The following is a 24,464-nucleotide window of genomic DNA, read 5'->3' as shown; positions in this document are numbered from 1 at the left end:
ATGAACGACTTCCTTCGCAATCTCACCACCACGCAGCAGATCGGCGCGCTGTTCATCGCGATGTTCGGCCTGCTGTCGCTGGTCACGCTGTATGCGTTCTTCCAGACGCTGCGCGAGGCGCGCAGCACCGACGAGCACGACCAGGCCGAACACGAAGCGCACCAGCAGGAATGGCGGCGTTTTTGGAGCTTGCTGAAAACCTCGTGGTTCATGGCCACGGTGTTCTGGATCGGCTGGGCGCTGGGCGATGCAGTGGCCACGGTGCTGTTCGCCATCGTGGCGTTCTTCGCGCTGCGCGAGTTCATCACGCTATCGCCCACGCGGCGGGGCGACCACCGCAGCCTGGTCCTGGCTTTCTTCGTGGTGCTGCCGCTGCAGTTCATCATCGTGGGCACGCGCAAGTTCGATCTGTTCACGGTGTTCATTCCCGTCTATGTGTTTCTGGCGTTGCCGGTGGCCAGCGCGCTGGCCAACGATCCCGAGCGCTTCCTGGAGCGCAACGCCAAGCTGCAGTGGGGAATCATGGTGTGCGTGTACGGCATGAGCCATGTGCCCGCGCTGCTGCTGCTCGACTTTCCGGGCTACGAGGGCAAGGGCGCGTTCCTCGTATTCTTCCTGGTGGTGGTGGTGCAGGCCGGCGTGATCGCCCAGCATCTGCTGGGTCGAAAATTTCCGCACCGGCCCGTGGCGCCGCAGGTGAGCCAGAGCTTTCAATGGCTGAGCTGGGCCAGCGGCGTCGCGGTGGGCGGCGTGGCGGGCGTCATGCTGTCGTTCATCACGCCGTTCAAGCCGGGCCAGGCGCTGGGCATGGCGCTGCTGGCCTGCCTGGCGGGCAGCCTGGGGCATCTGGTGATGAAAGCCCTCAAGCGCGACCGCGGCATCAGGAGCTGGGGCATGCAGGGCCAGTCGGTCACCGGCGCGGGCGGCCTGCTGGACCGGGTGGACGCGCTGTGCTTTGCGGCGCCGGTGTTTTTCCACTCCGTGCGCTGGTACTTCGGTTTATAGGTCGAATCGACCACTGCCGCCGTATCCATTGCGGTGACAGCTATCAATAAGTGAGCACATGAGAATCCTGGGAATCGACCCCGGCCTGCAGACCACCGGCTTCGGCGTGGTGGACATGGACGGCCACGCGCTGAGCTACGTCGCCAGCGGGACGATCCGCACCACGGCGCTGGCGCTGGGCGATCTGCCTGGGCGGTTGAAAGTGCTGTTCGACGGCATCACCGAAGTCGCGGCGCGCTACCAGCCCGACGTGGCCACGGTGGAGATCGTCTTCGTGAACGTGAACCCCCAGTCCACCTTGCTGCTGGGACAGGCCAGGGGTGCGTGCATCACCGCGCTGGTGGCCAGCCATCTGCCGGTGGCCGAGTACACCGCGCTGCAGATGAAGAAAGCCGTGGTCGGCCACGGCCGAGCGGCCAAGACGCAGGTGCAGGAGATGGTGCGGCGCCTCCTGCAGTTGCCCGGCCTGCCCGGCTCCGATGCGGCCGACGCGCTGGGCATGGCCATCACCCACGCGCACGCCGGAGCCGCCATGGCCCGCCTGGGCGAGGCGGCCACGCTCAACCGGCGCCAGCACGCCATGTACAAGGGCGGCCGGAGCTACTGACCGCAAGCGCTGCGCGAAGGGCGCCCCGCCCGCTCCGGGGCCGCTGCCCTCTCGCCCTACTGGAAGACGATCTGCGCGATCACCCCGGTACCGATGGCGATCAGCAGATAGTCCGGCCCGTTCTGCACCCAGTGGTAGCCGCGCGGCGGCGCCGCGAGGTGGTGGTGGCGCCAGTTGTTGACCACGTAATGGTGCGAGCGGTACATGGGCGGCACGCGGCTGCCGCGGTACCAGTCGTGCTGGGGCCCCACGCCCCGGTGCCCGTACATCGGCGGCGGCGGGCGGTGGCCCGGATGCACCATGGGCGGACCGGGGCGATAGGCGGGGCCGCCCTGGTAGGCGTGCGGTGGCGGACCGGGATGCCGGTAGCCCGGCGGGCCGCGCCGGTCGTCGTGTCGGGGGCCTTCATACCGGCGGTCGCCATGGCGGCCGTCGTCCCGGCCCCGGTCGCGATCGCGGTGGTCGCCGTGGCGCTGGCCATGGCGCTGCTCGTGCCGGTCGTCGCGGGGCTGGGCCTCGGCGCCCAGCGAAGCGGCGCCCATGAGGAAGGCAACGCAGGCCGCCGCCAGGCCCTGCAGACGACGGGAGGGGGAAGCCATCGAGGCGGTCTCTGCGGCGGACAGGCCGCGGGAGTCATTCAGGATCGAAGCGTCTCGCGACATTTCAAGCCCTTCGAAAAGGTTGAACATGCCCGCATGGTGCCGCAATTCGCGCGGTTTTCTCCTTCGGCAACCCTTGCTTTACCAGAGGTTTTCCCGGCGTTGGCACAGGTTTGCAAGCGGCGCACACGCGCAACCAGATGCATCCGCCCGCAGGCGCACGCGCAGGTGCCTCAGCGCAATTGCAGCGCCGAGGCTTGCTTGACGGCCGGCACCGCACGGGTGCGGGCCACGCTCGCGCTCACGCCTTCGCCCGTTGCGAGAGGCCGCACCGCGTCCGCATCGCTCAGCTTGAACTGGCTCACCGCCTGCGTGAGCTGATTGGCCTGGTCGCGCAGCGATTCCGAGGCGGCCGTGGACTGCTCCACCAGGGCCGCGTTCTGCTGCGTCATCTGGTCGAGCTGGCTCACGGACTGGCTGATCTGCCCGATGTTGTCGCTCTGCTCGGACGACGCCGCGGTGATCTCGGAAATGATGTCCGACACGCGGCGCACGCTGCCCACGATCTCGTTCATGGTGGCGCCGGCTTCGGTCACCAGCCGCGAGCCGTCTTCGACACGGTCCACCGATGAACCGATGAGGCCCTTGATCTCCTTGGCGGCTTCGCCGTGGTGGCCAGCGAAGTGCGCAGCCTGGCCAACCGCTCGGCCGAGGCCGCGCGCGAGATCAAGGCGCTGATCGCCGAGTCGGTGCAGCAGGTGGCCTCGGGCGCCAGCCTGGCCGGGCACGCGGGCCGCACGATGGAACGCGTGGTCTCCACCATCCAGAACACCGCGCAGACCATGGGCGAGATCCGCAGCCACACCCAGTCGCAGAACCAGGACATCGCCGCCATCCACGCCGCCATGTCGCGCATCGACGAGATGACGCAGCAAAACGCCGCCCTGGTGGAGCAATCCGCCGCCGCCGCGGCAAGCCTGCGCGGCCAGGCGCATGACCTGTCGGCGGTGATCAGCCAGTTTGCGCTGCCGCAGTCCGCCGGCAGCGGCGAAGCAACGCCGCGGGCCGCTCACCCGTCGGCGCCAGCGCCCGCCATGCGATTGCGACTGACGCACGCCTGAGCGGCTCGCGCGCCGCCCAGCCAGGCGGCGCGACCGATCGAAGGCGGTTCAAGCCACCGGCTGGATCGGCACGTACAGCTCGCCGCCCGTGCCGCGAAACTCCACCGCCTTTTCCTGCAGGCCCTTGGCAGCGAATTCACGCACTTCCTGGGTGATCTTCATCGAGCAGAACTTGGGGCCGCACATCGAGCAGAAGTGCGCCACCTTGGCGCTGTCCTTGGGCAGCGTCTCGTCGTGGTATTCCTTGGCCGTCTCCGGGTCGAGGCCCAGGTTGAACTGGTCCTGCCAGCGGAAATCGAAACGCGCCTGGCTCAGCGCGTCGTCGCGCGCGCGGGCACCGGGGTGCCCCTTGGCCACGTCGGCCGCGTGCGCCGCGATCTTGTAGGCGATGATTCCCTGCTTGACGTCGTCGCGGTCGGGCAGCCCCAGGTGTTCCTTGGGCGTCACGTAGCAAAGCATGGCTGTGCCCATCCAGCCGATCATGGCCGCGCCGATGGCGCTGGCGATGTGGTCGTAGCCCGGGGCGATGTCGATGGTCAGCGGGCCCAGCGTGTAGAAAGGCGCTTCGTGGCAGGTCTTGAGCTGCTCGTTCATGTTGGCCTGGATCAGGTGCATGGGCACGTGGCCCGGGCCTTCGATCATGGTCTGTACGTCGTGCTTCCAGGCCGTCTGCGTGAGTTCGCCCAGCGTGTGCAGTTCGGCGAACTGCGCCTCGTCGTTGGCGTCGGACGCGCAGCCGGGGCGCAGGCCGTCGCCCAGGCTGAACGACACGTCGTACGCCTTCATGATGTCGCAGATGTCCTCGAAGTGCTCGTACAGGAAGCTCTCCTTGTGGTGCGCCATGCACCACTTGGCCATGATGGAGCCCCCGCGCGAGACGATGCCGGTGCGGCGCTGGGCCGTGAGGTGGATGTAGGCCAGCCGCACGCCCGCGTGGATGGTGAAGTAGTCCACGCCCTGCTCCGCCTGCTCGATGAGCGTATCGCGGAAGATGGCCCAGGTGAGGTCCTCGGCCACGCCGCCGACCTTCTCCAGCGCCTGGTAGATCGGCACCGTGCCGATGGGCACCGGCGAGTTGCGCACGATCCAGTCGCGCGTGGTGTGGATGGCCTTGCCGGTGGAGAGGTCCATCACGTTGTCGGCGCCCCAGCGGATGGCCCACACCAGCTTTTCCACTTCTTCCTCGATGCTGGAGGTGACGGCCGAGTTGCCGATGTTGGCGTTGATCTTGACCTTGAAGTTGCGCCCGATGGCCATCGGCTCCACTTCGGGGTGGTTGATGTTGGCGGGAATGATCGCGCGGCCACGGGCCACTTCGTCGCGCACAAACTCGGGCGTGATGATCTTGGGAATGCTGGCGCCCATGGGGTTGCCGATCAGCCGTTGCTCGCGGCCGGCGTCCTGCATGTACTGCTCCATCCATTCGCGGCGGCCGTTCTCGCGGATGGCGACGTATTCCATCTCGGGGGTGACGATGCCGCGGCGTGCGTAGTGCATCTGCGTCACGTTGGCGCCGCTCTTGGCGCGCAGCGGCCGGCGCTGCAGCGCGGCGGCCTCGGCGCGCAACTGGGCCAGACGGGCCGCGTCTTCGCTCTTTTGGCCGTCATCGAGCGCCACGGGCGCGCGGCCCTCGTAGTGCTCCACATCGCCCCGCGCTGCGATCCAGCCGCCGCGCACGCTGGCCAGGCCCTGGCGCACGTCGATCACGGCCTCGGGGTCGGTGTACGGCCCCGAGGTGTCGTACACGCTGACCTGCTCGCCGTTGGTGAGTGCGATGTCGCGCACCGGCACGCGCACGTCCGCGTGCGTGTGGCCGGGCAGATAGGCCTTTCGCGATGCGGGAAAGGGCTCGCGGGTGAGTGCGAGCAGTTCGGCGAATTTTTCGCGGGCGAGGGGTTCGGGTGCGTTCATGGGGCAGGTCTCCTGTTTCCGGGGGCGGTGGGGCTGCTCCGGAAATGGACCTGCGCCGGAACAGGCGCACGGCGCCTGTTGAAGCGGTGCGTGCCACGCGGGTGCGGGCACGGTCACGGGAGGTCGGCTCTTCTTCCGCCGGTATGAACCGGATCAAGTTCGTCGGGTTCGCAAGCCAGCCTGACATTCGTCAGGCCGCCCGCATCTCAGCGCATCAGCACACCCCGGAGCAGGCGCCAGTATAGGCCAGCACCCCGGCGCGCTCCAGTCCGTTCAAGCGATGCGCCCCAGGATGAGCACGGCGAAGAACACGAACGCGGCGATCACCGTCCACTTGAGGATGATGAGGCCCCAGCGCTTGTAGCGCGCCTGCCCCGTGCCCACGTAGAACGCGAACGACACGGCCGCCATGAGCAGCAGCAAGGTCGCCAGCCAGCGAAAGATCAGCATGCCGAACCCGAACCGTCGTTGCTCGGGCCTACCACGCAGCCACCGGCTGCGCGAAGCCGGCCGGCGCCTGGCGCTCGTTCTCGAACGTGGCGATTTCCCAGGCGTCCTTTTGCGAGAGCAGTTCGCGCAGCAGCAGGTTGTTCATCGCATGGCCCGAGCGGAAAGCGCTGTAGGCGGCCAGCAGCGGCTTGCCCACGAGGTACAGGTCGCCGATGGCATCGAGAATCTTGTGCTTGACGAACTCGTCGTCGTAGCGAAGACCATCGCTGTTGAGCACCTTGTAGTCATCCATGACGATGGCGTTGTCGAGCCCGCCGCCCAGCGCCAGCCCGCTCGCCCGCATCATCTCCACGTCCTTGGTGAAACCGAAGGTGCGTGCGCGCGCGATGTCGCGGGTGTAGTTGCCCTGCCCCAGGTCGAACTCCACGCTCTGCCCGGTCGAATCGACCGCCGGGTGCGCGAAGTCGATCTCGAAGCGCAGCTTGTAGCCATGGTAGGGATCGAGCCGCGCCCACTTGGTGTTGGCACCGGTGCCTTCCCGCACCTCGACCGGCCGAATCACGCGGATGAAACGCTTGGGGGCCTTTTGCAGCTCCACGCCCGCGCTCTGCAGCAGGAACACGAACGAGGCCGAAGACCCGTCGAGGATGGGCACCTCTTCGGCCGTGATGTCGATGTAGAGATTGTCCAGCCCCAGGCCGGCACACGCGGACATGAGGTGCTCCACCGTGTGCACCTTGGCACTGCCCACGCCGATGGTGGACGCCATGCGCGTGTCCACCACGGCCATGGCGGTGATCGGAATGTCCACCGGCTCCGGCAGATCCACCCGGCGGAACACGATGCCCGTGTCGGGCTGTGCCGGGCGCAGCGTCAATTCGACGCGCTGTCCGCTGTGCAGGCCTACGCCGACGGCGCGGGTCAGGGTCTTGATCGTGCGTTGCTGGAGCATCGGGCGATTTTAGAGGGGTGGGCACCATCGTGGGGCATCCCCGCATCTATGAAGGTGATAGGCCAGGCGGGGTGTAAAAAAACCGCCGGCCCCTTGCGAAGGGCGGCGGTTGTGTGAACAAGAAAGGCCGGGCGGCCCTCCCGGTCAGTCGGCCTGCTTGCGCAGGAATGCGGGGATTTCCAGGTCGTCCATGCCGCCGGAAGACAGCGCGTCCACACGGGCTGCCGCCTGCGTGCGGTTGGTGCGCCACACGCTGGGCACCGACATGTTGCCGTAGTCCGCTTGCGCCGAGCCCGCGCCGACCAGGCCACCGCCCAGCGTCGCGCCGGCGATGGGCATCTGGTAGGCCACGTTGTCCGTGCCGGTGCGCAGGCCGCCCTGCACCACCGAGATGGGCTGGCGGCGTGCGTTCTGGCGCGACAGGCCGGTGGCCACCACGGTCACGCGGATTTCCTCGCCCAGGCTGTCGTCGTAGGCGGCGCCGTAGATCACGTGCGCATCCGGCGAGGCGTAGGCATTGATGGTGCTCATCGCCAGGCGCGACTCGGACAGCTTGAGGCTCCCCTTGGCCGCCGTCACCAGCACCAGCACGCCCTTGGCGCCCGACAGGTCGATGCCTTCCAGCAGCGGGCAGGCCACGGCCTGTTCGGCGGCGATGCGTGCGCGGTCCGGGCCGGCTGCCGTGGCGGTGCCCATCATGGCCTTGCCGGGCTCGCCCATCACGGTGCGCACGTCTTCGAAGTCGACGTTGACGTGGCCGTATTCGTTGATGATTTCAGCGATGCCGCCCACGGCGTTCTTCAGCACGTCGTTGGCGTGCGCGAAGGCTTCGTCCTGGGTGATGTCGTCGCCCAGCACTTCCAGCAGCTTCTCGTTGAGCACGACGATCAGCGAATCGACGTTGGCTTCCAGCTCGGCCAGGCCGTTGTCGGCATTGGCCATGCGGCGGCCGCCTTCCCAGTCGAAGGGCTTGGTGACCACGCCCACGGTGAGAATGCCCATTTCCTTGGCGACGCGCGCGATCACGGGCGCGGCGCCCGTGCCCGTGCCGCCACCCATGCCGGCGGTGATGAACAGCATGTGCGCGCCGGCGATGGCGCTGCGGATGTCTTCGACGGCCGCCTCGGCAGCGTCGCGGCCCTTGTCGGGCTTGCTGCCTGCGCCCAGGCCGCTGCCGCCCAGCTGGATGGTGCGGTGCGCGGGGCTGCGCGTGAGGGCCTGAGCGTCGGTGTTGGCGCAGACGAACTCCACGCCCTGGACATTGCGCGCGATCATGTGGGCCACGGCATTGCCGCCGCCGCCGCCGACACCGATCACCTTGATCTGGGTGCCCTGATTGAATTCTTCGGCTTCGATCATTTCGATGGTCATGGTGGGTGCTCCTAGTCTTTCACGTGAATTGCATGGGGCCAAAAAGGCTGGATGGTTGAAATGGGTTGCGAGACAGTCCGGGGAACGAACGGCGGGCCGGTGCCCCGCCATCGAAGCCAGGAAAGCGCTTGGGGGCCGGCGCGAGCAAGCCAGGGCAGAGGGAGGAACATGTCAGAAGTTCCCCACGATGAAATCCTTGAAGCGGCCGAACGCGGTCTTGACCGAGCCGCTCTTTTGCGCCACCTTGAAGCCGCGCAGGCGCGCCAGGCGCGCCTCTTCGAGCAGGCCCATCACGGTGGCTGCGCGCGGCTGGGCGATCATGTCCGCCAGCGCGCTCGAATACTTCGGAATACCCCGGCGCACGGGCTTGAGGAAGATGTCCTCGCCCAGCTCGACCATGCCCGGCATGATGGCGCTGCCCCCCGTGAGCACGATGCCAGAGGACAACACTTCTTCGTAGCCGGACTCGCGGATCACCTGCTGCACGAGCGAGAAGATTTCCTCCACGCGCGGCTCGATCACGCCGGCCAGCGCCTGCTTGCTGAGCATGCGGGGGCTGCGGTCGCCCAGGCCGGGCACTTCCACCTGCGCCTCCGGATCGGCCAGCAGCTGCTTGGCGTAGCCGCTTTCGACCTTGATGTCCTCGGCGTCCTTGGTGGGCGTGCGCAGCGCCATGGCGATGTCGCTGGTGATGAGGTCGCCCGCGATCGGGATCACGGCCGTGTGGCGAATGGCGCCGCCGGTGAAGATCGCCACGTCGGTGGTGCCAGCGCCGATGTCCACCACCGCCACGCCCAGTTCGCGCTCGTCGTCGGTCAGCACGGCCTGGCTGGAGGCGAGCGGGTTCAGCATGAGCTGCTCCACTTCGAGCCCGCAGCGGCGCACGCACTTGATGATGTTCTCGGCCGCGCTCTGAGCGCCGGTCACGATGTGGATCTTGGCCTCCAGGCGGATGCCGCTCATGCCGATGGGCTCTTTGACATCCTGCCCGTCGATCACGAATTCCTGCGGCTCGACCAGCAGGAGCCGCTGGTCGCTGGAGATGTTGATGGCCTTGGCCGTCTCCACCACGCGCGCCACGTCGGCCTGGGTGACTTCCTTGTCCTTGACCGCGACCATGCCGCTCGAATTGAGCCCGCGGATGTGGCTGCCGGTGATGCCGGTGTACACGCGCTGGATCTTGCAGTCGGCCATCAGCTCGGCCTCTTTCAGCGCCTGCTGGATGCTTTGCACCGTGGCGTCGATGTTCACCACCACGCCGCGCTTCAAGCCGTTGCTCGGCGCCACGCCCAGCCCTGCGAGCTTGAGTTCGCCGTTGGGCAGCACCTCGGCGACCACCGCCATCACCTTGGCGGTGCCGATGTCCAGCCCCACGACCACGTCTTTGTATTCTCTTGCCATATTCTGTGTCCTGCCCTCAGTGGTTCTGCCCTGTTGTTCTGCCTGGGCGTGCGCGCTGCGCCGCGTTGCGCGCGGGGGCCCTGGCGGCGGCCTTGGGCACGTCGCCATTCACCGTGGTCACACCGCGCAGCCGCAGCGCATAGCCGTCGGCATGGCGCAGATCGGCCGATTCGAGCGCATCCGCGCGCCGTCCGTACTGGCCGGCCACGCGCGCCAGCGTGCGCACGAAGCGCTGTGAGCGTTGCACCACCTCTTCGGGCGTGCCGCCGCCCAGCTCCAGCGTGGCTCCGCCGTCCAGCGTGGCGCGCCAGCCGCCACGGCCGGTGAGTTCGAGCGCATCGACTTTCGCGTCCAGCGGCTCAAAGACGGGGCCCAGGCGGTGGTACATCTGCAGCACCTCCAGGGAGTGGCCCTGCGGCCCTTGCAGGCGGGGCAAATCGTCCGCATCCAGATCGTCGCCGTTGGCCTCGAAAACTTCGCCCTGGCTGTTGACCAGGGTGGAGCCTTCTTCGGCGCCCCAGTAGGCGGCCGCGTCGTGCTCCTGCAGCTCAACGCGCAGGCTGTTGGGAAACTCGCGCCGCACCATGGCATGGCGCACCCAGGGCACCTGCTCGAACGCCTCGCGCACGGCACGCAGGTCCACGGTGAAGAAATTGCCCACCAGGTGCGGACCGACATTGGCGCGCAGCGTGACGGCGTTGTTGTGCACCAGCTCGCCCTGCACCACGATGCGGCCGATGGCGAACGCCGGGTGGCGCAGCAGCCACGAGCCGCCCGCCACCAGCACGAGCGCGGCGCAGCCCACGAACAGGACCGTGGCGGTCAGGTTCATGAGCTTGACGTCAAGCGGTGCGGGCAGCGAGGGGTTCATGCGGCTCCCGGCGCTCCTGGGGCGGCGGCCAAGGTTGCCGCGCCGGCGCTGCCCTGCAGCCCGTCGAGCGAGGCGCTCGCGAGAATGCTCAGGCACAGCGCCTCGTAGCTCACGCCGCTCGCGCGGGCCGACATGGGCACCAGCGAATGGCCGGTCATGCCGGGCGAGGTGTTGATCTCCAGCAGGAAAGGCTTGCGGTCGCTGGCGCGGATCATGATGTCGGCGCGCGCCCAGCCCCGGCACTGCAGCGTGCGGAAAGCCTCGACCACGAGCCGCTGGATCTCGCGCTCTTGCGCTTCGGGAAGGCCGCTCGGGCAGTGGTACTGGGTGACGTCGGTGAAGTACTTGTTCTGGTAGTCGTAATTGCCGGCCGGCGCCACGATGCGGATCACCGGCAGCGCCCGGGCGCCCGCCCCCTGGCCCAGCACCGGGCAGGTGGTCTCGTCGCCCTCGATGAACTCCTCGCACAGCACCTCGGGGTCGTAGCGGGAAGCCAGCAGGTAGGCCTGTTCGCACTGACCGGGCGAGGTCACCTTGGTGAGCCCGATGGTGGAGCCTTCGCGCGAGGGCTTGACGATCATCGGTGCGCCCAGCGCCTGCAGGGCCTGCGCGGTTTCCGCGGCGCTCGACACCAGGCGCCAGTCCGGCGTGGGCAGCCCTTCGAAGCGCCAGATGCGCTTGGTCATGATCTTGTCCATCGCGATGCTGGACGCCATCACGCCCGGGCCGGTGTACGGAATGCCGAGCAGTTCCAGCGCGCCCTGCACCGTGCCGTCTTCGCCATGGCGGCCGTGCAGCGCGATGAAGCACCGCGCATAGCCACCGTGGCGCAGTTCGGACAGGTCGGTCTGGGAAGGGTCGAACGCGTGCGCGTCCACGCCCCGGGCGCGCAGCGCCTGGAGCACCCCGCCGCCGGACATGAGCGATACCTCGCGCTCGGCGGACGAGCCGCCCATCAGCACGGCGACCTTGCCCAGGGAGCGCACGTCGATGGCCGGCGTGGTGTCTTCGTTGATCGTCATCGTGCGGCCTCCGCCAGGGCTGGCGCTTCCTGCGCTTGTCGCGCTTCTTGCGTTGGTTCTGTTTGCAGCATCTCCACCACCTTGGCCGGCACGGCGCCGATCGAGCCGGCACCCATGCACAGCACCACATCGCCGTCGCGGGCGTTGTCCACGATCGCCTGCGCGAGCGTGCCCACGTCGTCCACGAACACGGGCTCGACCTTGCCGGCCACGCGCAGGGCGCGGGTGAGCGACCGGCCATCGGCGGCCACGATGGGCGCTTCGCCCGCGGCATACACCTCGGTCAGCAGCACGGCATCGGCACTGCCCATGACCTTCACGAAATCCTCGAAGCAGTCGCGCGTGCGGCTGTAGCGGTGCGGCTGAAACGCGAGCACCAGGCGCCGGCCCGGAAAGGCGCCGCGCGCCGCCGCCAGCGTCGCCGTCATCTCCACGGGGTGGTGGCCATAGTCTTCGATCAGCGCGAACGTGCCGCCGCCCGGCGCCGAGATGTCGCCGTAGCGCTGGAAGCGCCGGCCCACGCCCTTGAAGCTGGCCAGGGCACGCAGCAGCGCGTCGTCCGGAATGTTCAGCTCGACCGCCACCGCGATGGCCGACAGCGCGTTCAGCACGTTGTGCTCTCCCGCCAGGTTCAGCACCACGTCGATGTCCGGCAGCGTGACGCCGTTGCGCCGCTGCACGCGAAAGCGCATCTGGCCCGCATCGGCCCGCACGTCCACCGCGCGCACCTGGGCGTCTTCGGAAAAGCCGTAGCTCGTGATGGGACAGGTCACGTCGGCCAGGATGTCGCGGATGGCCGGGTTGTCCACGCACAGGATCGCCGTGCCGTAGAACGGCATGCGGTGCAAAAACTCGACGAACGCGCCCTTGAGGCGGCCGAAGTCGTGCCCGTAGGTTTCCATGTGGTCGGCGTCGATGTTCGTCACCACGGCCATCACGGGCAGCAGGTTGAGGAACGAGGCGTCGGATTCGTCCGCCTCCACGACGATGTAGTCGCCGCTGCCCAGCTTGGCGTTGGCGCCCGCGCTGTTCAGCCGCCCGCCGATCACGAACGTCGGGTCGAGCCCGGCCTCGGCCAGCACGCTGGTGACGAGGCTGGTGGTGGTCGTCTTACCATGCGTGCCGGCGATGGCGATGCCGCGTTTGAGGCGCATCAACTCGGCCAGCATGAGGGCGCGCGGCACCACGGGAATCTTCTTTTCGCGGGCGGCCAGCACTTCGGGGTTGTCGGCTTGCACGGCCGTCGAGGTGACCACGGCGTCGGCGCCTTCGATGTGCGCGGCCGCATGGCCCACGCAGGTGCGGATGCCCAGCGCCTGCAGGCGGCGCAGCGTGGCGCTGTCGGACAGGTCCGAGCCGGAAATGCCGTAGCCCAGGTTGAACAGCACCTCGGCGATGCCGCACATGCCGGCGCCACCCAGGCCGACGAAGTGGATGTGGCGAATGGCGTGTTTCATCCGGCAAGCTCCTGGCAGGCGGTCACCACTTCGCGGGTGGCGTTGATCTTTTGCATGTTTTTGGCCTTCCGCGCAATATCCACTAGGGCAGTGCGCTCTGAATTTTGTAGCATCTCCGCCAGCCATTCGGGGGTGAGGTCGCGCTGCTGCACGAGCCACCCGCCGCCGGTGTCCACGAGGAAGCGGGCGTTGGCGGTCTGGTGGTCGTCCACCGCATGGGGAAACGGCACGAAGACCGCCGCCGCGCCCACGGCGGCGATTTCGGTCACGGTGCTGGCCCCTGCGCGGCAGACGATGAGGTCGGCGTCGGCAAACGCCGCCGCCGTGTCGTCGATGAATGGCGTGAGCGTGGCCTGCACGCCCGCCTTCGCGTAGTGCTCGCGCAGGGCATCGATCTGCGCCGCGCCGCTCTGGTGGGTGACCACCGGGCGGTGATCCGCCGGAATGCGGGCCAGCGCCTGGGGAACGATCTCATTGAGCGCCCGCGCGCCCAGGCTGCCGCCCACGACCAGCAGGCGCAGCGGCCCTGTGCGGCCGGCGAAGCGATCGGCCGGCGCCGGTTGCCGGGTAAACGCCGTGCGCAGCGGATTGCCCACCCACTGGGCTTTCTTGAGCACGTCGGGAAAGGCGGTGAACACCCGGTCGGCCACGCCGGCCAGCACCTTGTTCACCAGGCCCGCCACCGAGTTCTGCTCATGCAGCACCAGCGGCTTGCCCAGCAGCACCGCCATCATGCCGCCCGGAAAGGTCACATAGCCACCGAGGCCCACGACCACATCGGGCTTCACGCGCCGCACCACCGCCAGCGATTGCCAGAAAGCGCGCAGCAGGCGCAGCGGCAGCAAGGCCAGCGTGACCAGCCCCTTGCCGCGCACGCCGGAGAAGTCGATGGGCTCGAACGCGAACCCGCGCGGCGGCACCAGGCGCGACTCCATGCTGGCGGGCGTGCCCAGCCAGTGCACACGCCAGCCGCGCGCGCGCAGTTCCTCGGCCACGGCCAGGCCCGGAAAGATGTGGCCGCCGGTCCCGCCGGCCATGATCAGCGCGGTCTTCTGCGTGCTCATGCGCGGCCTCCGCGCACCGTGCGCTGCGCGCCCGGCATGGCTGACGCCATGCGGTGCCTGTTTTGTTGAAACAAGCACCTCATACGCGGCCTCCGCGCATGAGGTGCTTGTTTTCATAATCCACCCGTAAAACCACCGCAATCGCCACCAGGTTCATCAGGATGGCCGACCCGCCGAAGCTCATCAGCGGCAGCGTCAGGCCCTTGGTCGGCAGCGCGCCCAGGTTCACGCCCATGTTGATGAAGGCCTGAAAACCCATCCAGATCGCCACGCCCTGCGCGACCAGCCCCGCGAACACGCGGTCCAGGGCAATGGCCTGGCGGCCGATGTGCATGATGCGGCGGGTCATCCACAGGAAGAGCACGATCAGGACGAGTACGCCGACCAGGCCGAACTCTTCGCCGATGACCGCGAGCAGGAAGTCGGTGTGCGCCTCGGGCAGCCAGTGCAGCTTTTCCACGCTGCCGCCCAGCCCCACGCCGAAGATCTCGCCACGGCCGATGGCGATCAGCGAGTGCGACAACTGGTAGCCCTTGCCCAGCGCGTGCTTCTCGCTCCATGGGTCCAGGTACGCGAAGATGCGCTCGCGCCGCCAGTCGCTCATCATCACCATGAGGGCGAACGCGCCCACGAGCACGGCGGCGATCAGAAAGAACATGCGGGCGTTCACGCCGCCCAGAAAGAGGATGCCCATGGCGATCACGGCGATCACCATGAAGGCCCCCATGTCGGGCTCTGCCAGCAGCAGGGCGCCGACCACCGCCACGGCGGCCCCCATGGGCAGCACGGCGCGGAAGAAGCGTTCCTTCACATCCATCTTGCGCACCATGTAGTCGGACGCATAGATGATCACCGCGAATTTCGCCAGCTCGGACGGCTGAAAATTCATCACGCCCAGCGACAGCCACCGCCGCGCACCGTTGACCACCGTGCCCACATGGGGGATCAGCACCGCGATCAGCAAGGCGATGGACAGCACGAACAGCCAGGGGGCCACGCGCTCCCACGTGGCCATGGACACCTGGAACGCCAGCAAGGCCGCGACGAAGGCGATCACCAGCGCCATGATGTGGCGCACCAGGAAATGGGTCGGGGCGATCTTGCCGAAACGCGGGTTGTCGGGCATGGCGATGGAGGCCGAATACACCATCACCAGGCCCCACGCGAGCAACGCCACCACGACCCACAGCAGGGCCTGGTCGAAGCCGAGCACGCTGGCCGGCGTGGTCGTGGTCTGGCGGTATTCGGTGCCGCCCACGCGCACCGGCAGCACATCGGCCGGCTGGGCCGGCTTGCCGCCGAACCATCCGCCGAATCGGCTGGACAGGCGCTGCGCCAGGCTGGGCGATGCGGGTACGGTGCTCATGCGGAGCCCTCCAGGTCTTGGCCGCGGTCGTTCGCCAGTGCCTGCACCGCTTCGCAAAACACGCGCGCACGGTGCTCGTAATCGTTGAACATGTCGAAGCTGGCACAGGCGGGCGACATCAGCACCGCATCGCCGGCGTGGGCGCGCTGCGTGGCCAGGGCCACGGCCTCGGGCAGGGTCTGCGCGTCCAGCAGCGCCACGCCCGCATCGCGCAGCGCTGCGCGGATCTGCGGCGCATCGCGGCCGATCAGCAACACGGCGCGGGCATAGCGCGACACGGGCGCGGCCAGGGGCGAAAAGTCCTGCCCCTTGCCGTCTCCGCCCAGAATGACGACCAGCCGACGCTCGGCCCCCAGGCCCGTCAACGCGGCCACGGTGGCGCCCACGTTCGTGCCCTTGCTGTCGTCGAAATACTCCACGTCGCCGATGAGCCCGATGGGCTCCACCCGGTGCGGCTCACCCCGGTACTCGCGCAGGCCGTACAGCATGGGGCCCAGCGCGCAGCCCGCCGCCTGGGCCAGCGCCAGCGCGGCCAGGGCGTTCACGGCGTTGTGCCGGCCGCGGATGCGCAGCGCATCCGCTGGCATGAGGCGCTGGATGTACAGCTCTTCGTCCTGCACGCGCGAACGCCGCGCGGTTTCGTCCGCCTCCTGGGCGCGAACGAGCCAGGCCATGCCGTTCACGATCTCCAGGCCGAAATCGCCAGGGCGCTGGGGCATGTCGCCGCCAAACGTGACGTGCGGGCGCACCTGCACCTTGGGCGGCTTCTGGCGTGATGCCGGCTTGGCAACGGCCCCGCCGGCAGCAGGGCCGCCAGCGCTGGCGCCGGCCAGCATGCCCATGACCTCAGGGTCTTCGCGGTTGAGCAGCATCAGTCCGCCCTGGCCGAAGATGCGCGCCTTGGCAGCGGCGTACGCGGCCAGGCTGCCATGCCAGTCCAGGTGGTCCTGCGTGATGTTGAGCACCGCCGCCGCCGTGGGCTCGAAGCCCGTGACCCCGTCCAGCTGGAAGCTCGACAGCTCCAGCACCCAGACCTCGGGCAGCGTGTTGGCGTCGATGTGCTGGCCCAGCGTGTCCAGCAGGGTCGGGCCGATGTTTCCGGCCACCGCCACGGTCTTGCCGGCGCAGTCCACCAGCTTTCCGGCGAGCGACGTTACCGTGGTCTTGCCGTTGGTACCGCTGATGGCCAGCACCGCCGGCGCATAGCCGTGCGACGCGCGCAGATCGCGCAGCGCCATGGCAAACAGGGCCAGCTCGCCCTCGAACGGAATGCCGCGCGTTTGCGCTGCACCCGACAAGGCGGCCAGGTTGACGGGAGACAGGCCGGGCGAGCGGTAGATCGCATGCGGCGCGCGGCCCTCGATCAGCCGTTCATCGAACGCACCGGCCACGAATCGCACCTGGGGCAGCTCGGCGTGCAGCGTGCCGCGCTGCGGCGGTGCGTCCCGGGTGTCGGCCACGGTCACATCGGCGGCGCCACAGCGCACGCACCAGCGCGCCATGGCCAGGCCCGAAGCGCCCAGGCCGAGGATGAGAATGTTCTGGCCCTGCAGGGGCGCCAGGTTTTCGCCAGGCCTCCCGGCAGGGGTTGGCACACCGCCGCCCGTGCCTTCCGTTTCGGCAGCATCGGCGGCAGGAGCGCCCTCAACGGACGCCTCGGTATCGGTGGAGGCGGCATCGGCACCCGCACCGCCAGGCGCTGCCGCCTTGCGCGGATCGGGCGTGGCCACGTCGGCGAAGATTTGCGCCACGAAAGCGGCGGCGGCTGCGGCGGCGGACACGGCAGGGGCCGTCATCCCGGCCAGCGCCTGCGCCATGCGGTCGTCCGCCGGCACTGGCGCAGGCGGGGCCACGAAAGCGGCGTCGGCAGCCGCCGGCGCCTGCGGCAGCGAGGTTTCCGGCACCTCGGGCGTTTCGGGAAGGGCCTGCAGTTCAGGCGGCTCGGACCGTCCGGCCTCTTCGGCAACGACCCTCGCGAGGGCCTGCGTCACCACATGCGCGGGCTGGGCTTGTGGTGGCGAGCCATCCGGCGTGCCTGGCACGCCATCCCCCGACGAGTCCTCCAGGCGCGCAGGCGCAGCCACGCTTTCGGCGGGGCCGGTGGCGCCCTGCGGCAGGCCGGGCGCCTCGCCAGGAAGAAGGGGGTCGTGCGGGTTCATCGCAGTTTCAGCGTGGTCAGACCGATGAGGCACAGCAGCATGGTGATGATCCAGAAGCGCACGACCACCTGCGTTTCCTTCCAGCCGCTCTTTTCGAAATGGTGGTGCAGCGGGGCCATCTTGAGCAGCCTGCGGCCCTGGCCATAGCGCTTCTTGGTGTACTTGAACCAGGCCACCTGCAGCATCACCGACAGCGCCTCGACCACGAAGATGCCGCCCATGATGGCGAGCACGATCTCCTGGCGCACGATCACCGCGATGGTGCCTAAAGCGCCGCCGAGCGCCAGCGCGCCCACGTCGCCCATGAACACCTGCGCCGGATGGGTGTTGAACCACAGGAAGGCCAGGCCCGCGCCGGCCATGGCCGAGCAGAAGATCAGCAGCTCGCCCGCGCCGGCGATGTGCGGAAACAACAGGTACTTGGAATACACCGTGCTCCCGGCCACATAGGCGAACAGCCCCAGCGCCGAGCCCACCATCACCACCGGCATGATCGCCAAGCCATCAAGTCCGTCGGTCAGGTTGACGGCGTTGCTCGATCCGACGATCACCAGATAAGTCAGGATCACGAAGCCCAGCACGCCGAGCGGATAGCTCACTTCCTTGAAGAACGGCACCAGCAGCCCGGCCTGCGGCGGCAGGTCCAGCGAGAAACCGGACTGCACCCAGGTGATGAACAACTCGAACACGCGCGAATTGGAGTTCTCGGAAATGCTGAACACCAGGTACAGCGCAGCCAGCAGGCCGATGACGGATTGCCAGAAATACTTCTCGCGCGAACGCATGCCCTCCGGATCCTTGCGCACCACCTTGCGCCAGTCGTCCACCCAGCCGATGGCGCCGAAGCCCAGCGTCACGGCCAGCACGATCCACACGAAGCGGTTGGACAGGTCGAACCACAGCAGCGTCGAGATGGCGATGGCGCCCAGGATCAGAACACCGCCCATGGTCGGCGTGCCGCTCTTGGACAGATGCGACTCCATCGCATAGCCGCGGATGGGCTGGCCGATCTTGAGCGAGGTGAGCATGCGGATCACCTTGGGGCCGGCGACCAACCCGATCACCAGCGCCGTGAGCGCGGCCATCACCGCACGGAAGGTGAGGTACTGGAACACCCGGAAGAAGCCGAATTCCGGCGACAGGCCCTGCAGCCACTGCGACAGCATCAGCAGCATGTAGCGCCCCCGCGTGCGTTCTTCATCGCGTCCGCACGGGCTTCGAGCGCCTGCACCACCTGCTCCATCTTCATGAACCGAGATCCCTTCACCAGCACGCTGCCCACCTGGGGAAGGGCTTGCTGCACCGCTGCGAGCAGCGATGCCATGTCGTCGAAATGCCGCGCATCCGGCCCGTAGGCCTGCGCGGTGTGAGTGCTGAGCGCGCCCAGCGCGAAGAGCCCGCCGATGCCGCTGGCGCGCGCCTGGGCACCCGCCTCGGCGTGAAACTGCGGCCCCTGCTCGCCCACCTCGCCCATGTCGCCCAGCACCAGCAGTTGCGGGCCGGGCAAGCCGGCCAGCACGTCGATGGCAGCGCGCATGGAATCGGGATTGGCGTTGTAGGTGTCGTCCACGGCCGTGACCACGCGTCCTTCCTGGGGCACGCTGAAGGCGCGCGACCGGCCCTTGACCGGCACGAAGGCGGACAACCCCCGCGCCACGGCATCCAGGGGCACCCCGGCCGCCAAAGCACAGGCCGTGGCGGCCAGCGCATTGGTCACGTTGTGCATGCCGGCGATGCGCAGCGTGACGTCGAAGCCGCCCTGCGGCGTTTCGATGCGGGCGCGCCAGGCGCTGCCTTCCCACTGCGCGGCGGCGCAGCGCACGTCGGCGCTCGCTGCGCCATCCGCACCGAACGTGACGCAACGGCGCCCTGCGGCGAGTTGCCGCCACAGCGCGGTGTAGGTATCGCCTGCCGGGAACACGGCCACGCCGTCGGCGGGCAACGCTGCGATGGACGCGCCGTTTTCTTCGGCCACGGCCTGCACCGTGTGCATGAATTCCAGGTGCTCGCGCTGCGCGTTGTTGACCAGCGCCACCGTGGGGCCTGCCAAATCGGCCAGGTAGGCGATCTCGCCCGGGTGGTTCATGCCCAGTTCGATCACGGCCGCCTCGTGCGCTGCGTTCAGGCGCAGCAGCATCAACGGCACGCCGATGTCGTTGTTGAAGTTGCCTTGCGTGGCAAAGGCGGCCGGACCCTTCCAGGCCTGCAGCACCGCCGCGATCATCTGCGTCACCGTGGTCTTGCCGTTGCTGCCCGTCACCCCGATGAGCGGCAGACGGAACTGCGCGCGCCAGCCAGCGGCGAGGGCGCCCAGCGCCTGCAGCGTATCGGGCACCTCGATGCCGGGCAGCCCCGCCGCTTCGACGCCGCCATGCGCCACGGCGGCGGCCGCGCCGGCCGCGCGCGCATCGGCCAGAAAGGCATTGGCGTCGTAGCGATCGCCCTTGAGCGCGATGAACAGGTCGCCGGCCTGCAGCGTGCGCGTGTCGGTGTGCACGCGGGACAGCGGCATGCCGCCCTCGCCCACCAGCCGGGCACCCGGCACGCGCGGCTGGATGAAGGCCAGCGCCTGCTGCAGCGTCATCATGCCCATGCGCGGCCTCCGCGGGCGGCCAGTGCCGCCTGTGCGTGGCCCATGTCGGAGAACGGCCGGCGCTCGCCCGCCACCTCCTGGTAGTCCTCATGGCCCTTGCCGGCGATCAGCACCACGTCGCGGGGGCCCGCTTCCGACAATGCCATCGCGATGGCGGCGGCGCGATCGACCTCGGCGCGCACGGTGCGTCCGGCCACGGTGCCCTGGAGCACCTCATGAATGATGTCCGCCGGCACTTCGCCGCGCGGGTTGTCGCTGGTGACGATGACCGCGTCGGCACGCTGCTGCGCGATCGCGCCCATCAGCGGCCGTTTGGCGCGGTCGCGGCTTCCGCCGCAGCCGAACACGCACCACAGCCGACCGCCGCGGTCGGCCGCAATGGGGCGCAGCGCCTGCAGCGCCTGATCGAGCGCATCGGGCGTGTGGGCATAGTCCACGGCCACCAGGGGTTGGTGCGGCAGATGGATCTGTTCCATGCGGCCCGGTACCGGAGAGAGCTGCGCGCAGGCATACATCGCATGCTCCAGCGGTACGCCAAGCGCGCGCAGGGTGGCCAGCACCAGCAGCAGATTGCTCACGTTGTAATGCCCGACCAGCCGGGTCTGCAGCACATGGGTCTGCGAGCCTTCAGCCACGGTGAACGACAGGCCGCCATCGCCCCAGGCGATGTCCCGCGCCTGCAGGCGGGCCGGCCCCTTCAGGGAAACGCTCCACAGGTCCAGCGGTTGCTGGGACAGTGCCTCGTGCAGCTCGGCGCCGCGCAGGTCGTCGGTGTTCACCACCGCGATCTGCAGCCCGGGCCATTCGAACAGCGTGCTCTTGGCCTGCCAGTACGCCGCCATGCTGGGGTGGTAGTCGAGATGGTCCTGTGTGAAATTGGTGAACAGCGCCGCACGCACCCGCGTGCCCGTCAGGCGGTGCTCGGCCAGGCCGATGGACGACGCCTCGATCGCGCAGGCCACACGGCCTTCCTTGGCGAAGTGCGCGAAGGCGCGCTGCAGGCGCACCGGGTCCGGCGTGGTGAGGCCGGTGGATTCGAGCGCGGGCGGCACTCCAGCGCCCAGGGTGCCGATGAGCGCACAGCCGCCTCGCGCGAGCAGTTCGTTGCGCGACAACAGGTTGAGCGCGTCCGCCAGCCACCAGCTGACGCTCGTCTTGCCATTGGTGCCGGTCACTGCCAGCACGTCCAGCGAGTGCGTGGGATGCCCGAACCATTCGGCCGCCAGGCTGCCGGTGACCGCTTTCAGGCCGCGCAGCGCAGCCACCGGCGCATCGCCGAAGTGGAAGGCATCGATGCCCTCGTGCTCGACCAGGCAGGCCACGGCGCCACGGGCCAGCGCGTTGCCCACGTGGGCGCGGCCATCGGTGGCGGCGCCGGGCCAGGCGATGAAACCGTCGCCGGCCTGGACCAGCCGGCTGTCGGTCTGCAGCGTACCGGTCACGCGGGCAGCCAGCCATTGCACGGCGTCGTGCACGGAGGTGAGCAACGGGGTCGTCGTTGTCGTCATAGCGATTCCTCCACGGTATTGGCCACGATCTGCGGCTTGACGGCCATGTCGGGCTGCACGCCCATCATGCGAAGGGTCTGCTGCACGACGGCGCTGAACACCGGCGCGGCCACCGCACCGCCGTAGAACACCCCGTTGCTGGGCTCGTCGATCATCACGGCGACGATGATGCGCGGCTTGTCGATGGGGGCCATGCCGGTGAACCACGCACGGTACTTGCCCGAGGCGTAGCTCTTGCCCACCTGCTTGCGCGCGGTGCCGGATTTGCCGCCCACCGAGTAGCCCACGGTCTGCGCCTGCTGGCCCGTGCCACCGGGGCCTGCGGCCATCTGCAGCATCTTGCGCACCTGGTCGGCCGTGCGCTCGGAGAACACGGGCACGCCGACCGCCGGCTCGTGGCTCTTGAGCATGGTGGCCGGAATGATCTTGCCGCCGTTGGAGAACACGGTGTAGGAGCGCGCCATCTGGAACAGGCTGGCCGAGAGCCCATAGCCGTACGACATGGTGGCCTGCTCCACAGGGCGCCAAGTCTTGTAGGGCCGCAGCCGGCCAGTGACTACGCCAGGGAAGTGGATCTGCGGCTTCTGCCCGAAGCCGGCCGCAGAGAACGTCTCCCACATCTCCTTGGCGGGCATCTGCATGGCGATCTTGGTGGTGCCCACGTTGCTGGACTTCTGGATCACGCCCTCGACCGTCAGCACGCCGTGGTTGCTCGTATCGGAGATCGTGGAGCCGGTGATGGTGACACGGCCCGGGTTGGTGTCGATGATGGTGTCAGGCCGCACGCGGCCGGTTTCCAGCGCCAGCCCAATGGTGAACGGCTTCATCGTCGAGCCGGGCTCGAACACGTCGGTGAGCGCGCGGTTGCGCAATTGCTCGCCCGTCAGGTTTTGCCGCTTGTCGGGCACGTAGCTCGGGTAGTTGGCCAGCGCCAGCAGCTCGCCGGTGTGCGCATCCAGCACTACCACGCTGCCGGCCTTGGCCTTGTGCAGCGCCACCTGGTCGCGCAGCTTCTGGTAGGCGAAGAACTGCACCTTGCTGTCGATGGACAGCTGCATGTCCTGCCCGTCCACCGGCGGCACCTCGGCGCCGATGCCTTCCACCACACGGCCCAGCCGGTCCTTGATGACCCGGCGCGAGCCGGCCTTGCCCGCCAGCTGCTGGTCGAAGGCCAGCTCCATGCCCTCCTGCCCATGGTCTTCCACGTTGGTGAAGCCCACCACGTGCGCGGCCGATTCGCCCTCGGGGTATTGGCGCTTGTATTCCTTGCGCTGGTAGATGCCCTTGATGTCGAGGGCGGCGATCTGCTGGCCGACCTCCCAATCGAGCTGGCGCTTGATCCAGACGAAGGTCTTGTCTTCGTCAGCGAGCTTGGTCTTGAGCGCGGGCAGCGGCATCTCCAGCAGCTTGGCCAGTTGCTGGAGCTTTTCGCGCACCTCGGGATTGTCCTGCTCGACGTCTTCCGGAATGGCCCAGATGCTCGCGGCCGGAACGCTGGAGGCGAGGATCAGGCCGTTGCGATCGACGATGCGGCCCCGGTTCGCCGGCAACTCCAGCGTGCGGGCGAAGCGCACCTCGCCCTGCTTTTGAAAGAACGCATTGCCGAACACCTGCACGTAGGCCGCACGGGCGCCCAGTCCCACGAAGCCCAGCGCCACCATGGCGACGATGAACTTGCTGCGCCAGACCGGCGTCTTGCTGGCCAGCAGCGGGCTGGAGGTGTAGTTGACGCTGCGGCTCATCGGCGCACGCTCCGGGAAGCAGGCGTCGCCGGAACCGGCGCTGCCGTGGCGGCCGTCACGACCGGCGTGCCGTCGTCGGCGACGTACTGGGTGATGGCCGGCGTCGCCGTGCGCATCTGCAGGCGGTCGCGGGCGAGTTTTTCCACGCGCAGCGGCGTCGCCTGGGCGCGTTTTTCCACCTGCAGGCGCTGCTGCTCGGTCTCGAGCCGGCGCGACTCGGCCACCGCACGGTCCAGCTCGGTGAACAGGCGGCGGGATTCGTACTGCATGTGCACGAGGTACAGCGCGCTGACCATCACACCGAGCAGCAACACCAGGCTCAGGCGCGTCATGCCGGCACCTCCGTGCGCTCGGCCACACGCATCACGGCGCTGCGGGAGCGGGGGTTGGCCTCGATCTCGGCCGCGGTGGGCTTGATGCGGTCCAGCGCTTTCAGGCGCATGGGCTGCGGCTGCGCGAACGGCGCGCGGCGGTCGAACACCTCTTTGGAATGCTGGGCGATGAACTGCTTGACGATGCGGTCTTCCAGCGAATGGAAGCTGATCACCACCAGCCGGCCACCGGGCGCGAGCACGCTCAGGCTGGCCTCTAGCGCCTGCTGGAGTTCTTCAAGCTCGGCGTTGATGAAAATCCGAAGAGCCTGAAAGGTGCGCGTTGCAGGGTTCTGGCCTGCTTCGCGGGTCTTGACCGAGCCAGCCACGAGTTGGGCCAGTTCAGCGGTGGTGGCAAGAGGGCCCCGCTCCTCGCGACGAGCAACAATCGCCTTTGCAATGGGGCCAGCAAACCGTTCTTCGCCGTAGTCACGTATCACCTCCGCAATCTGGCCGACCTCGGCCGTGGCCAGCCAATCGGCCACGCTTTCCCCGCGCGTGGTGTCCATGCGCATGTCCAGCGGGCCATCGAAACGAAAGCTGAAGCCCCGGTCGGGGCTGTCGATCTGGGGCGAACTCACGCCCAGGTCCATGAGGATGCCGGCGGCGCTGCGCTCGGGCAGGTCCGCCAGATGGCGAAATCCCTCGTGCCGAATGGAAAAACGCGCATCGGTGATGCGCGCTGCTTCTGCGATGGCCTCGGGGTCCTTGTCGAACGCCACGAGGCCTCCGCTCGGCCCCAATCGGTCCAGGATTCTTCGCGAATGCCCTCCGCGCCCGAAGGTAGCGTCGATCCAGGTGCCTGCGGGCGCAGGGCCGGCGGCGCCCAGCAAGGCGTCGACCGCCTCGCCCAGCAAGACCGTGGTGTGTTGCAGCGGTGCGTTCACCATGGCC

20 protein-coding genes, 2 pseudogenes and 1 riboswitch are annotated in these 24,464 nt (G+C 68.5%); of the genes and pseudogenes, 3 read left to right on the top strand and 19 right to left on the bottom strand.

Features of this window, described 5'->3' with window-relative positions:
* Both AVHM3334_RS13460 and ruvC read left to right on the top strand, forming a co-directional pair.
* Entirely contained in the window at positions 1–1,005 is a 1,005-nt protein-coding gene (locus tag AVHM3334_RS13460) for a phosphatidate cytidylyltransferase (protein ID WP_284413002.1), read from the top strand.
* Positions 1,006–1,063: 58 nt separating this feature from the next.
* Positions 1,064–1,612, top strand: coding sequence for a crossover junction endodeoxyribonuclease RuvC (ruvC, locus tag AVHM3334_RS13455; RefSeq protein WP_284413000.1), 549 nt, complete (start codon positions 1,064–1,066; stop codon positions 1,610–1,612).
* 56 nt (positions 1,613–1,668) lie between these two features.
* Here the strand turns inward: ruvC and AVHM3334_RS13450 are convergent, their stop codons facing one another.
* Complete coding sequence (locus tag AVHM3334_RS13450; RefSeq protein WP_502869909.1) at positions 1,669–2,211, bottom strand: RcnB family protein; 543 nt, start codon at positions 2,209–2,211, stop codon at positions 1,669–1,671.
* Positions 2,212–2,444: 233 nt separating this feature from the next.
* Positions 2,445–2,876, bottom strand: a pseudogene (locus AVHM3334_RS13445) (methyl-accepting chemotaxis protein); the annotation flags it as partial.
* Here AVHM3334_RS13445 and AVHM3334_RS13440 point away from each other — a divergent pair.
* A pseudogene (locus AVHM3334_RS13440) lies at positions 2,871–3,332 on the top strand (methyl-accepting chemotaxis protein); the annotation flags it as partial. The pseudogenes AVHM3334_RS13445 and AVHM3334_RS13440 sit on opposite strands and share 6 nt — an antisense overlap.
* 48 nt (positions 3,333–3,380) lie before the next feature.
* On the opposite strand, the gene thiC reads toward AVHM3334_RS13440, so the two are convergent.
* From thiC to rsmH, 17 genes are all read right to left on the bottom strand, one after another.
* Positions 3,381–5,243 carry a phosphomethylpyrimidine synthase ThiC gene (gene thiC, locus AVHM3334_RS13435; RefSeq protein WP_284412997.1) on the bottom strand — a complete coding sequence of 621 codons (1,863 nt, stop codon included), beginning with the start codon at positions 5,241–5,243 and terminating at the stop codon, positions 3,381–3,383.
* A 113-nt stretch (positions 5,244–5,356) separates the two neighbouring features.
* Positions 5,357–5,480, bottom strand: a riboswitch (TPP riboswitch).
* Between the two features lie 36 nt (positions 5,481–5,516).
* A complete protein-coding gene (locus AVHM3334_RS13430) occupies positions 5,517–5,693 on the bottom strand; it encodes a hypothetical protein (protein ID WP_175537689.1) in 177 nt (58 codons plus the stop codon).
* 28 nt (positions 5,694–5,721) lie between these two features.
* Entirely contained in the window at positions 5,722–6,645 is a 924-nt protein-coding gene (lpxC, locus tag AVHM3334_RS13425) for a UDP-3-O-acyl-N-acetylglucosamine deacetylase (RefSeq protein ID WP_284412993.1), read from the bottom strand.
* A 144-nt stretch (positions 6,646–6,789) separates the two neighbouring features.
* On the bottom strand, positions 6,790–8,016 hold the full coding sequence (gene ftsZ / locus AVHM3334_RS13420; protein WP_092741822.1) for a cell division protein FtsZ: 1,227 nt from the start codon (positions 8,014–8,016) through the stop codon (positions 6,790–6,792).
* Positions 8,017–8,187: 171 nt separating this feature from the next.
* Positions 8,188–9,417, bottom strand: a complete 1,230-nt coding sequence (gene ftsA / locus AVHM3334_RS13415) for a cell division protein FtsA (RefSeq protein WP_092741824.1) — start codon at positions 9,415–9,417, stop codon at positions 8,188–8,190.
* A 16-nt stretch (positions 9,418–9,433) separates the two neighbouring features.
* Complete coding sequence (locus AVHM3334_RS13410) at positions 9,434–10,288, bottom strand: cell division protein FtsQ/DivIB (protein WP_284412989.1); 855 nt, start codon at positions 10,286–10,288, stop codon at positions 9,434–9,436.
* Entirely contained in the window at positions 10,285–11,310 is a 1,026-nt protein-coding gene (locus AVHM3334_RS13405) for a D-alanine--D-alanine ligase (RefSeq protein ID WP_284412987.1), read from the bottom strand. Before AVHM3334_RS13405 ends, AVHM3334_RS13410 begins: the two co-directional genes overlap by 4 nt.
* Positions 11,307–12,767 (bottom strand): UDP-N-acetylmuramate--L-alanine ligase, encoded by a 1,461-nt coding sequence (gene murC / locus AVHM3334_RS13400; protein WP_284412985.1) that lies wholly within the window; start codon positions 12,765–12,767, stop codon positions 11,307–11,309. The genes AVHM3334_RS13405 and murC overlap by 4 nt, the downstream gene beginning before the upstream one ends.
* Positions 12,764–13,831: an undecaprenyldiphospho-muramoylpentapeptide beta-N-acetylglucosaminyltransferase gene (gene murG / locus AVHM3334_RS13395; RefSeq protein ID WP_284412984.1), complete on the bottom strand. Its 1,068-nt coding sequence runs from the start codon at positions 13,829–13,831 to the stop codon at positions 12,764–12,766. The genes murC and murG overlap by 4 nt, the downstream gene beginning before the upstream one ends.
* Before the next feature lie 79 nt (positions 13,832–13,910).
* Entirely contained in the window at positions 13,911–15,197 is a 1,287-nt protein-coding gene (ftsW, locus tag AVHM3334_RS13390; RefSeq protein ID WP_284412982.1) for a putative lipid II flippase FtsW, read from the bottom strand.
* Complete coding sequence (locus tag AVHM3334_RS13385) at positions 15,194–17,356, bottom strand: Mur ligase family protein (protein WP_502869908.1); 2,163 nt, start codon at positions 17,354–17,356, stop codon at positions 15,194–15,196. The genes ftsW and AVHM3334_RS13385 overlap by 4 nt, the downstream gene beginning before the upstream one ends.
* Positions 17,353–18,531: a phospho-N-acetylmuramoyl-pentapeptide-transferase gene (mraY, locus tag AVHM3334_RS13380; protein WP_284412980.1), complete on the bottom strand. Its 1,179-nt coding sequence runs from the start codon at positions 18,529–18,531 to the stop codon at positions 17,353–17,355. The genes AVHM3334_RS13385 and mraY overlap by 4 nt, the downstream gene beginning before the upstream one ends.
* Positions 18,522–19,949: a UDP-N-acetylmuramoyl-tripeptide--D-alanyl-D-alanine ligase gene (locus AVHM3334_RS13375; RefSeq protein WP_284412978.1), complete on the bottom strand. Its 1,428-nt coding sequence runs from the start codon at positions 19,947–19,949 to the stop codon at positions 18,522–18,524. Before AVHM3334_RS13375 ends, mraY begins: the two co-directional genes overlap by 10 nt.
* Complete coding sequence (locus AVHM3334_RS13370; RefSeq protein ID WP_284412977.1) at positions 19,940–21,457, bottom strand: UDP-N-acetylmuramoyl-L-alanyl-D-glutamate--2,6-diaminopimelate ligase; 1,518 nt, start codon at positions 21,455–21,457, stop codon at positions 19,940–19,942. Before AVHM3334_RS13370 ends, AVHM3334_RS13375 begins: the two co-directional genes overlap by 10 nt.
* Complete coding sequence (locus AVHM3334_RS13365; protein ID WP_284412975.1) at positions 21,454–23,199, bottom strand: peptidoglycan D,D-transpeptidase FtsI family protein; 1,746 nt, start codon at positions 23,197–23,199, stop codon at positions 21,454–21,456. The genes AVHM3334_RS13370 and AVHM3334_RS13365 overlap by 4 nt, the downstream gene beginning before the upstream one ends.
* Positions 23,196–23,531: a cell division protein FtsL gene (ftsL, locus tag AVHM3334_RS13360; protein ID WP_284412973.1), complete on the bottom strand. Its 336-nt coding sequence runs from the start codon at positions 23,529–23,531 to the stop codon at positions 23,196–23,198. Before ftsL ends, AVHM3334_RS13365 begins: the two co-directional genes overlap by 4 nt.
* Positions 23,528–24,457, bottom strand: a complete 930-nt coding sequence (gene rsmH / locus AVHM3334_RS13355; RefSeq protein WP_284413083.1) for a 16S rRNA (cytosine(1402)-N(4))-methyltransferase RsmH — start codon at positions 24,455–24,457, stop codon at positions 23,528–23,530. Before rsmH ends, ftsL begins: the two co-directional genes overlap by 4 nt.
* Positions 24,458–24,464: the final 7 nt, after the last annotated feature.

The sequence above is a fragment of the Acidovorax sp. SUPP3334 genome, assembly GCF_030159055.1.
Lineage (GTDB): Bacteria > Pseudomonadota > Gammaproteobacteria > Burkholderiales > Burkholderiaceae_C > Paracidovorax.
The sequence above is the reverse complement of the archived record's forward strand: the minus strand, read 5'-3'. Positions and strand labels throughout refer to the sequence as shown.